Source organism: Variovorax boronicumulans (genome assembly GCF_029892485.1).
Taxonomy (GTDB): domain Bacteria; phylum Pseudomonadota; class Gammaproteobacteria; order Burkholderiales; family Burkholderiaceae_C; genus Variovorax; species Variovorax boronicumulans_B.
In genome coordinates this window covers 519,456-529,515 of record NZ_JARXVG010000004.1, presented here as the reverse complement: position 1 = coordinate 529,515, position 10,060 = coordinate 519,456, and the positions used below count along the sequence as shown (strand labels likewise).

Below are 10,060 nucleotides of genomic sequence, written 5' to 3'. Positions count from 1 at the left end.
GAGGCCGATTGCCTCGGTTCCCAACATAGACGGGGGCACGATGCTTGTTAAATCACAGACTGTGCGGCGGGCTACCGCGCGAGCGGTTTAGTCCTGGGGCCCACTGCGGTCTTCCGACTTTGTCCAAAGCTGCCGGTCGTCGCGCCAAAGCTAATAGACACCCCCCTCCACGCATTGTGTAGCCATGTCCGCCGCTTCAGTCCCGCGCCCCCACTGCACCGCTTGCCTGCGCCCGCTCAGCGCCTGCATTTGCCGCTGGGTCGCGCCCACCGCCCACGCGGTGGAGGTACTGGTGCTGCAGCACCCGCTGGAGGTACACCAGGCCAAAGGCAGTGCCCGCCTGCTGCATCTCAGCTTGGCGCACTGCCGCCTGGTGGTGGGTGAGGCATTTGCAGCGCCGGTCTGGCCGGTGGACGACAAGCACACGCTGCTGCTGTACCCGGACAGTCTTCAACATGCTGCTCCGGGCCTGCGGGTTCCACCCCCGCTACCGCCCGATTGGCCGCAAGCCCAGTCGCGCCTGCGCCTCGTCGTGCTGGACGGCACCTGGCGCAAAAGCCGAAAGATGCTCTACCAAAGCCCGCCACTGCAACAGTTGCCCCGCTTGGCCCTGCGCAACCTGCCGCCTTCGCACTACCGTATCCGCAAAGCCCATGGGCCCGACCAACTGTCCACGCTGGAGGCGACCTGCTACGCCTTGTGCCAACTGGAAGGCGATGTGGCGCGGTTCCAGCCCTTGTTGGATGCCTTCGACGGATTTGTAGAGTACTTGGAGCAGGCTGGCGGGCAGCGAAACGCGCAAGCTGACAAGTCCTGCCCTCGACCACGGGTTACGGGGCTCATTTAGGTGACCAGCTAAATAGCTGGTTTTGGCCGTACTCCGACTTCCTGAGATTCGCTCATGCACGGCCAGCGTACTGTGCTTGCCGCCAATCCAACTAGCTCAGGCCGCAGTACTCACCCTCATCAAGATGGACACAAAAACAGGCGCCATCCGCATAGAGCCGTGTGTATGCGAGGGCCGCAACCCTCACCCTGGCCCTCTCCCCGAGGGGAGAGGGGACTAGCCTGCGACACGTGCGCGTCAATCCGGCACGAACTTCGCGTTGAAGATGTCGACGTCGGATTCCAGTTCGAACGTCACCACCTGCCCCATCTTCCCGTCGCTCATGCGGCAGGCCGAGAACAGGCTGTAGCGGCCCTTGAAGTAGAACTCGTCCATCACGATCAGCGCGTACGGGTACGGCACGAAGACCTGGTGTTCGAAGATGACGCGGTGCACGTTCCTCGGCGACGGGAAGAGCTTGTAGTCGTTGGTGTCGATCGACTTTGCGGTGGCCATGGGCGTGCTCGTTCTCGGTATTGAAGGCGTTCAGGCCGGGTCGCGCACGTCGGCCACGGGGTTGGTGCCGAAGTCTTCGCGCGCCAGGTACTTGAGCACCTTGGCCGCGGCGGTGGCGGGGCTGTCGAGGCGGCCTTCTTCCTTCATGCTCACGAAGCGCGTGCGGTCCGGAAAGTTCTCTGCCGATGCGCCGCGCAACTGCACCTGCATGTCGGTATCAATGATGCCGGGCGCAAGCGACACGATACGCGCGCCGTTCGGTGCGGCCGCTTCTTCGAGCGCCACGGCCTGGGAGAAACGGTCCATGCCGGCCTTGGCCGCGCAGTAAGGCGCCTGGCTGCCCATCGCGTTGCGGCCCAGGCCCGACGAGATGTTCAGCACCTTGCGCATGCCGCGCCATTCGCGCGTGCCGTTGAGGAAGGCGGCGGTCAGCAGCATCGGCGCTTCGAGGCCGATGCGCAGCGCCAGCGACAGATCGGCAGTGACGGCGCCGGCCAGCGGCGCGGGGTTGCCGACGGTGCCGGCGTTGTTGATGAGGGTCACGCTGTCGAAGCGCTGCGCATCGATGGCCTTGAGCCAGGCCGACACGCGGGCCGCGGCGGCAACGGGGTCGGACAGGTCCTGCTCCCACTGCGTGAGTTCGGCGCCGGCGGCCTTGGCGATCCCGGCGAGTTGGGCATCCTGCTTGCGCGAAATGCCCAGCACCACGTGGCCGGCCTGCAGCAACTGTTCGGCCATGGCACGGCCCAGGCCGCGCGAGGCGCCGGTGATCAGGGTGAGGTGGGAAGCAACGGTCATCGGGAAAGTCTTTCTTGAACGAAGGCGGGGAGGTTAAGGGGTATCGAGAGGCCTTGCGGCTCAACCGGTACGGAACTGCTTGCGCAGGAACGCCCGGTGCCGCGCAATGTGCTGCAGCTGCGCGGGCGCGATGGTGCCGCCGAGGTCGACTTCGTCGGCGCCGTTGAGCACCGCGTTGGCGTTCGTCATCGCACGCGCAATGACTTCTTCCTCGCTCACGCCGAGCTGCGCCGCGAGGTCGAGGGCCACGCGGCGCATCGCGCGTTGCGACAGCATCCACATCGCGCCGAAGCGGTCCCACGCCAGCGCGGCTTCTTCAGCCTTCTCGCGGTCCGCGAGGATCTCGCTGAGCGGCTTGGCGAGGATGGCGTCGAGCGCCTCGATCTTCTCGGTCAGCGCCTCGTTGCGTTCGATGGCTTGCTCGAGCGTCGGGCCGGTATCTTCGGCTTTCGCCTTCGGCACGTCGGCCGGTGGAATGAAGGCCGCTTCCGCGTTCGCGGGCACGACCTGCAGCTGGTCTTCGAGGTTCATGAGGTTTCCGTTTCCGCCGAGGCGTTCTTCTTGTTCGACATCGCGCTCACGCGCAGGCCCGGCAGGTCGAGCACGCGCAGCCCACCGTACTCCACCCGGATCAGCCCCTGCGCCGAGAGCCCGTTGAGCGCCTCGTTCACCCGCTGCCGCGACAGGCCCACCAGGTACGCGAGTTCCTGCTGCGTGATGCGCAGCACCTCGCCCACACCTGGGTACAGCACCGGGTTGAAAAGCGACACCAGGTTGCGCGCCACGCGCGCGTCGGGGTTGTTGAGCCGGTCGATCTCCAGCGCCGCGATGAACTGGCCGAGCCGTTCGTTGAGCTGGTTCATCACGAAGCGGTTGAATCCGATCGAATGGTCCAGCAGCCAGTGGAAGCTCTCGATCGGCAGCCCCGCCACCACGCTGCGGCGCAGCGCCTGGATGTTGTAGCGGTAGGGCTCGCGCTTCATCACCGTGCCCTCGCCGAACCAGCCGCCGGGCGGAACGCCCGTGTAGGTGACCGAGCCGCCATCGGCGTTGTCGTTGCTCATCTTGAGCAGGCCCTCGACCACGCCGAACCAGTAGGTGGGCGAGCGGCCGACGCGGCAGACCAGGTCGCCGGGCTCGGCTTCGCCCACCACCAGCGCGGCCTCGGCGCGGCGGCGCTCGGTGGGCGTGAGCGTGGGCAGCCACGGGATGCCGCCGAGCTCCGCGGCATTGGCGGGACGGACGCGGTCCTTGATCGAATTGCCAGGCGTGCCAAGAGGACCTTGGTTGAGATTGCCGTGAGGCATCGGGAAACTCCGGGGAGTAGTGTCCCTAGGATTGTCGTCGGAACGACAAGCGGGCGTCAAAGTGAGGCCTACGATCCGCCCACTGTGCAAACAAACGACCCCACCTTCCCCCGGCTGCTGCTCGCGCACGCCCAGGCCCAACCCGAGTCGCCCGCCGTGCGCGAGAAAGACCTCGGCATCTGGCAGACCTGGACCTGGAACGCGGTGGCAGAAGAGGTGCGCGAGATGGCCTGCGGCCTCGCAAGCCTCGGCTTCAAGGCCTTCGACAACCTCGCCATCGTGGGCGCCAACCGGCCGCACCTGTACATGGCGGTGGTCGCGGCGCAGAGCCTGCGCGGCGTGCCGGTGCCTCTGTACCAGGACGCGGTGGCCAGCGAGATGGTCTTCATGCTGCAGGACGCGGCCATCGATTTCGTGATCGTCGAAGACCAGGAGCAGGTCGACAAGCTGCTCGAGTGCCGCGAGCTGCAGAAGGACCAGCAGCACGGCATCCGCCACATCATCTACGACGACCCCAAGGGCCTGCGCCATTACGACCAGCCCGGGCTCATGAGCTACGAGCAGCTGCGCGCGCTGGGCCGCGAGTTCGACAAGGCCAACGTCGGCTACTACGACCGCGCCGTGGCGAGCGGCGAAGCCACCGACGTCGGCGTGATCCTCTACACCTCGGGCACCACCGGACGCCCCAAGGGCGTGTGCCAGACGCATGCGAGCTTCATCGCGGCGGGGCGCGGCGGCGTGCAGACCGACAGGCTGGGGCCCGGCGACAACATCATGAGCTACCTGCCGATGGCGTGGGTGGGCGATCACCTGTTCTCGGTGGCGCAGTGGCTGGTGGGCGGCTTCACGCTCAACTGCCCCGAGTCGGCCGAGACGGTGATGAACGACATGCGCGAGATCGGCCCGAGCTACTACTTCGGCCCGCCGCGCACCTTCGAAGGGCTGCTCACCGCCGTGTCGATCCGCATGGAAGACGCGGCCGCGCCCAAGCGCTGGCTCTATGCGAAGTTCATGGCGCTCGCACAGCGCGTGGGCGCGGACATCCTCAACGGCGCGCCGGTGAGCACGGGCGACCGGCTGATGTACGGCCTGGGCAACCTCTTGATCTACGGGCCGCTGCGCAACGTGCTGGGCATGAGCCGCATCCGCGTGGCCTACACGGCCGGCGCTGCCATCGGCCCTGACCTGTTCCGCTTCTACCGCTCCATCGGCGTGAACCTCAAGCAGTTCTACGGCCAGACCGAGACCTGCGCGTATGTGTGCCTGCAGCAGGACGGCAAGGTCAAGCTGCAGACCGTGGGCACGGCGGCACCCGGCATAGAACTCAAGATCGCCGAAGACGGCGAGGTGCTGGTGCGCGGCGTCTCGGTGCTCAAGGAGTACTACAAACGCCCCGACGCCACTGCCGAGGTGCTCGATGCCAACGGCTACTTCCACACCGGCGATGCAGGCGTGCTCGACAGCGAAGGGCACCTGCGCATCATCGACCGCGCCAAGGATGTGGGCCGTCTTGTGAGCGGCGCGATCTTTGCGCCCAACTACATCGAGAACAAGCTCAAGTTCTTTCCGCAGATCAAGGAAGCGGTGTGCTTCGGCAACGCACGCGACGAGGTCTGCGCGGCCATCAACATCGACTTCGAAGCCGTGGGCAACTGGGCCGAGCGCCGCGGCCTGGCCTACGGCGGCTACGTCGACCTGGCCGGCAAGCCCGAGGTGCTGGCGCTGATTGCCGAATGCATCGGCAAGGTCAACGCCGACCTCGCGAGCGAAGACGGCATGGGCGAGACGCAGATCGCGCGCTTCCTGGTGCTGCACAAGGAACTGGACCCCGACGACGACGAACTGACCCGCACCCGCAAGGTGCGGCGCGGCTTCATCGCCGAGAAATACGCGGTGCTGGTCGATGCGCTCTACGGCGGCAGGACCGAGCAGTACATCGAGACCCAGGTCAAGTTCGAGGACGGACGCACGGGCGTGGTGAGTGCCACGCTGAAGGTTGTCGAGGCGAAGACTTTCCCCATCGTGAAGGCGGCGGCATGAGCGCGCGAAAGACAGGCGAGGTCATCCTCGACGTGCAGAACATCAGCTTGAGCTTCGGCGGCGTGAAGGCGCTGACGGACATCAGCTTCAACGTGCGCGAGCACGAAGTGCGGGCTATCATCGGCCCGAATGGCGCGGGCAAGAGCTCCATGCTCAACTGCATCAACGGCGTGTACTGGCCGCAGCAGGGCTCCATCACCTTCCGCGGCCAGACCTTCAAGCACATGAACTCGCGCCAGGTGGCCGAGATGGGCGTGGCGCGCACCTTCCAGAACCTGGCGCTCTTCAAGGGCATGAGCGTGCTCGACAACATCATGACGGGCCGCAACCTCAAGATGAAGAGCGGCCTGCTCGCACAGGCCTTCCGCTGGGGCCCGGCCGAGCGCGAGGAACTGCGGCACCGAGAGTTCGTCGAGCACATCATCGATTTCCTGGAAATCCAGGCGCACCGCAAGACGCCGGTCGGCCGCCTGCCCTACGGCCTGCAGAAGCGCGTCGACCTCGGCCGCGCGCTCGCGATGGAGCCGCAGGTGCTCCTGCTCGACGAGCCGATGGCCGGCATGAACGTGGAAGAGAAGCAGGACATGAGCCGCTTCATCCTCGACGTGAACGACGAGTTCGGCGCGACCATCGTTCTCATCGAACACGACATGGGCGTGGTGATGGACATCTCCGACCGCGTGGTGGTGCTGGACTACGGCAAGAAGATCGGCGACGGCACGCCGGATGAAGTGCGGAACAACGAAGACGTGATCCGGGCGTACCTGGGTGTGGAGCACTGACGCCATGCCCAAACGCACCCGGATGAATTGCTCCTTCCCCTCCCGGGGGAAGGCTGGGATGGGGGCACGACAGCCCTCGCAACACAACCGCGCCACATCAAGCGCCGCGTGCCCCCACCCCAACCCTCCCCCGGAAGGGGAGGGAGAAAAACAAGAAAGAAACTGACATGGGCTTTTTCCTAGAGACATTGTTTGGCGGCCTCATGGTCGGCATGCTCTATTCGCTGATCGCCATCGGCTTCGTGCTGATCTACAAGGCCTCGGGCGTCTTCAACTTCGCACAAGGCGCGATGGTCCTGTTCGCGGCACTCGCCATGGCGCGCTTCTCCGAATGGTTCCCGCTGTGGTTCGGCTTCCAGAGCCTGATCCTCGCGAACATCCTGGCCTTCATCGCGGCCATGGCGGTGATGGTGGTGGTGGCCTGGCTCATCGAGCGGCTCGCGCTCAGCAAGCTGGTGAACCAGGAAGGCATCACGCTGCTGATGGCCACGCTGGGCATCGCCTACTTCCTCGATGGCGTGGGCCAGACGATCTTCGGCAACGACATCTACAAGATCGACGTGGGCATGCCCAAGGAACCGCTGATGGTGTTCGAAGGCACCTTCCAGGGCGGCCTGCTGCTGAGCCAGGAAGACCTGGTCGCTGCGGCGGTGTCGGCGGCGCTCGTGGTGGTGCTGGCCATCTTCTTCCAGAAGACCGCCACCGGCCGCGCGCTGCGCGCAGTGGCCGACGACCACCAGGCGGCGCAGTCCATCGGCATTCCGCTCAAGCGCATCTGGGTGATCGTGTGGTCGGTGGCCGGCTTCTCGGCGCTGGTGGCCGGGATCATCTGGGGCTCGAAACTCGGTGTGCAGTTCTCGCTCTCGCTGGTCGCGCTGAAGGCGCTACCGGTGGTGATCCTCGGCGGGCTTACCTCGATTCCGGGCGCGATCATCGGCGGCCTCCTGATCGGCATGGGCGAGAAGCTGTCTGAAATCTATCTCGGCCCCATGCTCGGTGGCGGCATCGAGATCTGGTTTGCCTACGTGCTGGCGCTCGTCTTCCTGCTGGTGCGGCCCCAGGGCCTGTTCGGCGAAAAAATTATTGATCGCGTATGAAATACGAGATCAATAATTTTTCGGTGGAGGCTAACTTGCAAAGCAAGTTAAGCGAAGCGGGCCGTAACCAAAAGATCATCGATCGGGTCTGACATGTTCTACAGAGAAAACGGCCAGTTCAAGTCGAGCTACAGGGCCGACCAACAGATCCTCCCCATCGCTCAGGACCGCATCGCGATGCTGGTGCTGCTGCTCGTGGCCTTCATCGTGGTGCCGCTGGGCGTGTCCGACTACTGGATGCGCGCCATCCTCACGCCCTTCCTGATCCTGTCGCTCGCGGCGCTCGGCCTCAACATCCTGGTGGGCTACTGCGGCCAGATCTCGCTGGGCACCGGCGCCTTCATGGCGGTGGGCGCGTACGCGGCCTACAACTTCCAAGTGCGCATCGACGGCATGCCGCTCATCGCCTCGCTGCTGCTGGGCGGGCTGTGCGCAACGGTGATCGGCGTGCTCTTCGGCATTCCGAGCCTGCGCATCAAGGGCCTGTACCTCGCGGTGGCCACGCTGGCCGCTCAGTTCTTCACCGACTGGGCGTTCCTGCGCATCCAGTGGTTCACCAACAACTCGTCCTCGGGTTCGGTGAGCGTGGCGGGGCTCAATGTGTTCGGCGTGCCGATCGAGTCGCCGGTGCAGAAGTACCTGTTCTGCCTCGTCTTCGTGGTGGTGTTCGCGCTGCTCGCCAAGAACCTGGTGCGCAGTGCCATCGGCCGCGAATGGATGGCGATGCGCGACATGGACGTGGCCGCCGCGGTGATCGGCATCCGCCCGGTGTACGCCAAGCTCACGGCCTTTGCGGTGAGCAGCTTCATCGTCGGTGTGGCCGGCGCGCTGTGGGGCTTCATCCACCTGGGTGCGTGGGAGCCGGCGGCCTTCAGCATCGACCGCTCGTTCCAGCTGCTGTTCATGGTGATCATCGGCGGGCTCGGCTCGATCATGGGCAGCTTCTTCGGCGCTGCTTTCATCGTGCTGCTGCCGCTCTTTCTGAACCAGCTGCCCGCGTGGCTGGGCTTCTCGATTTCCACCGCACTGGCCTCGCACCTGGAGACCATGATCTTCGGCGCGCTGATCGTGTTCTTTTTGATCGTCGAGCCGCACGGCCTCGCGCGGCTGTGGTCCACGGCCAAGGAGAAGTTGCGGCTCTGGCCCTTCCCGCACTGACAACGCATTCCGAGAGTTCCCGTTCGTTCGTTCGTAAAAAACCCGGCACCGAGGTGCCCACAAAAGGAGACAGGCATGAAACTGAAATCGCTCGCTCTGACCGCCGCCCTGGTGGCCAGCACCCTCGGCGCCATGCTCGCGCCATCGATCGCGCAGGCGCAGGCCAAGGAGCAGTTCTTCCCGCTGCTGGTCTACCGCACCGGCCCCTACGCGCCCAACGGCACGCCGTGGGCGAACGGCAAGCAGGACTACATCAAGTACGTCAATGCCACCGGCGGCATCAACGGCGTGAAGCTCGCCTACGAAGAGTGCGAGACCGGCTATGCCACCGACAAGGGCGTGGAATGCTACGAGCGCCTGAAGGGCCGTCCGGGCGTCGCGCTGTTCGATCCGCAAGCCACCGGCATCACCTTTGCGCTGACCGACAAGGTGCCCACCGACAAGGTCCCGCTGATCACGCTGGGCTACGGCCTCTCGGCCTCGCAGGACGGCGGCGTGTTCAAGTGGAACTTCCCGCTGATGGGCAGCTACTGGACCGCGGCCGACATCCTGATCCAGCACATCGGTAAAAAAGAAGGCGGCATGGACAAGCTCAAGGGCAAGAAGATCGCCCTCGTGTACCACGACTCGCCGTTCGGCAAGGAGCCGATTCCGCTGCTGCAGGAGCGCGCCAAGCAGAACGGCTTCGAACTCTCGCTGATCCCCGTGACCGCGCCCGGCGTGGAACAGAAATCGGCCTGGCTGCAGGTGCGCCAATCGCGTCCCGACTTCGTGCTGCTGTGGGGCTGGGGCGTGATGAACTCCACCGCCCTGAAGGAAGCCGTGGCCACGGGCTACCCGCGCGAGAAGATGTACGGCGTGTGGTGGGCCGGCGCAGAACCCGACGTGAAGGACGTGGGCACCAACGCCAAGGGCTACAACGCGCTCGCGCTCAATACCTCGGGCACGCAGCCCAAGGTGATCCAGGACATCCTCAAGCAGGTGCACGACAAGGGCCAGGGCACGGGTCCGAAGGACGAAGTGGGCTCGGTGCTCTACACGCGCGGCGTGATCATCCAGATGCTCGGCGTCGAGGCCGTCAAGCGCGCGCAGGAGCGCTTCGGCAAGGGCAAGGTCATGACCGGCGAGCAGGTGCGCTGGGGCATGGAGAACCTCGCGCTCGACCAGAAGAAGCTTGACGCGCTGGGCTTCTCGGGCGTGATGCGTCCGGTGAGCACCTCGTGCCAGGACCACATGGGCTCGAGCTGGGCGCGCGTGCACACCTGGGACGGTGCGAAGTGGGGTGGCATGTCGGACTGGTACGAGGCCGACGAACAGATCATCAAGCCGATGGTGAAGGCGGCCGCCGAGAAGTACGCTGGCGAGAAGAAGCTGACGCGCCGCGAAGCAGCGGATTGCCAGTCTTGAGCTAACCCCCAGGCTGCGCGCACTTCGTGTCGCTTCTCCCACCCCCTTGCAGGGGGCAACACCTGCGGCCCGGCAAAGCCGGTTCCGCGGTGTTCCCCGAAGGGTGGTGGGTCAAGCGGGCATCTGAAA

10 protein-coding genes are annotated in these 10,060 nt (G+C 65.4%); 6 read left to right on the top strand and 4 right to left on the bottom strand.

Annotation, left to right across the window (positions count from 1 at the left end; all coding sequences use genetic code 11):
- Positions 1–184 precede the first annotated feature (184 nt).
- Positions 185–847 carry a tRNA-uridine aminocarboxypropyltransferase gene (locus tag M2282_RS12980; protein ID WP_280809175.1) on the top strand — a complete coding sequence of 221 codons (663 nt, stop codon included), beginning with the start codon at positions 185–187 and terminating at the stop codon, positions 845–847.
- 237 nt (positions 848–1,084) lie between these two features.
- Here M2282_RS12980 and M2282_RS12975 read toward each other — a convergent pair whose 3' ends face one another.
- The 4 genes from M2282_RS12975 to M2282_RS12960 are packed head-to-tail and all read right to left on the bottom strand — an operon-like array spanning position 1,085 to position 3,447.
- Entirely contained in the window at positions 1,085–1,342 is a 258-nt protein-coding gene (locus tag M2282_RS12975; RefSeq protein ID WP_280809174.1) for a hypothetical protein, read from the bottom strand.
- A 30-nt stretch (positions 1,343–1,372) separates the two neighbouring features.
- A complete protein-coding gene (locus M2282_RS12970) occupies positions 1,373–2,140 on the bottom strand; it encodes an SDR family NAD(P)-dependent oxidoreductase (RefSeq protein WP_280809172.1) in 768 nt (255 codons plus the stop codon).
- A 60-nt stretch (positions 2,141–2,200) separates the two neighbouring features.
- A complete protein-coding gene (locus M2282_RS12965) occupies positions 2,201–2,671 on the bottom strand; it encodes a hypothetical protein (protein ID WP_280809171.1) in 471 nt (156 codons plus the stop codon).
- On the bottom strand, positions 2,668–3,447 hold the full coding sequence (locus tag M2282_RS12960) for a Crp/Fnr family transcriptional regulator (protein ID WP_280809170.1): 780 nt from the start codon (positions 3,445–3,447) through the stop codon (positions 2,668–2,670). Before M2282_RS12960 ends, M2282_RS12965 begins: the two co-directional genes overlap by 4 nt.
- Before the next feature lie 84 nt (positions 3,448–3,531).
- Between M2282_RS12960 and M2282_RS12955 the strand changes: the two genes are divergently transcribed.
- The 5 genes from M2282_RS12955 to M2282_RS12935 all read left to right on the top strand — a co-directional run bounded on the left by M2282_RS12955 (position 3,532) and on the right by M2282_RS12935 (position 9,931).
- Positions 3,532–5,487, top strand: coding sequence for an AMP-binding protein (locus M2282_RS12955; RefSeq protein ID WP_280809169.1), 1,956 nt, complete (start codon positions 3,532–3,534; stop codon positions 5,485–5,487).
- Complete coding sequence (locus tag M2282_RS12950; RefSeq protein WP_093436474.1) at positions 5,484–6,269, top strand: ABC transporter ATP-binding protein; 786 nt, start codon at positions 5,484–5,486, stop codon at positions 6,267–6,269. Before M2282_RS12955 ends, M2282_RS12950 begins: the two co-directional genes overlap by 4 nt.
- A 167-nt stretch (positions 6,270–6,436) precedes the next feature.
- Positions 6,437–7,366 carry a branched-chain amino acid ABC transporter permease gene (locus M2282_RS12945; RefSeq protein WP_280809168.1) on the top strand — a complete coding sequence of 310 codons (930 nt, stop codon included), beginning with the start codon at positions 6,437–6,439 and terminating at the stop codon, positions 7,364–7,366.
- Positions 7,367–7,459: 93 nt separating this feature from the next.
- Positions 7,460–8,524 (top strand): branched-chain amino acid ABC transporter permease, encoded by a 1,065-nt coding sequence (locus M2282_RS12940; protein ID WP_093243083.1) that lies wholly within the window; start codon positions 7,460–7,462, stop codon positions 8,522–8,524.
- Positions 8,525–8,599: 75 nt separating this feature from the next.
- Positions 8,600–9,931: an ABC transporter substrate-binding protein gene (locus M2282_RS12935; protein ID WP_280809167.1), complete on the top strand. Its 1,332-nt coding sequence runs from the start codon at positions 8,600–8,602 to the stop codon at positions 9,929–9,931.
- The last annotated feature ends 129 nt before the right edge of the window (positions 9,932–10,060 follow it).

Bases quoted from the DNA above. Each gene is read 5' to 3' on its own strand.
- M2282_RS12960 (WP_280809170.1), bottom strand. From the start codon at position 3,447: ATGCCTCACGGCAATCTCAACCAAGGTCCTCTTGGCACGCCTGGCAAT.
- M2282_RS12965 (WP_280809171.1), bottom strand. From the start codon at position 2,671: ATGAACCTCGAAGACCAGCTGCAGGTCGTGCCCGCGAACGCGGAAGCG.
- M2282_RS12935 (WP_280809167.1), top strand. From the start codon at position 8,600: ATGAAACTGAAATCGCTCGCTCTGACCGCCGCCCTGGTGGCCAGCACC.
- M2282_RS12975 (WP_280809174.1), bottom strand. From the start codon at position 1,342: ATGGCCACCGCAAAGTCGATCGACACCAACGACTACAAGCTCTTCCCG.
- M2282_RS12950 (WP_093436474.1), top strand. From the start codon at position 5,484: ATGAGCGCGCGAAAGACAGGCGAGGTCATCCTCGACGTGCAGAACATC.
- M2282_RS12980 (WP_280809175.1), top strand. From the start codon at position 185: ATGTCCGCCGCTTCAGTCCCGCGCCCCCACTGCACCGCTTGCCTGCGC.
- M2282_RS12970 (WP_280809172.1), bottom strand. From the start codon at position 2,140: ATGACCGTTGCTTCCCACCTCACCCTGATCACCGGCGCCTCGCGCGGC.
- M2282_RS12945 (WP_280809168.1), top strand. From the start codon at position 6,437: ATGGGCTTTTTCCTAGAGACATTGTTTGGCGGCCTCATGGTCGGCATG.
- M2282_RS12940 (WP_093243083.1), top strand. From the start codon at position 7,460: ATGTTCTACAGAGAAAACGGCCAGTTCAAGTCGAGCTACAGGGCCGAC.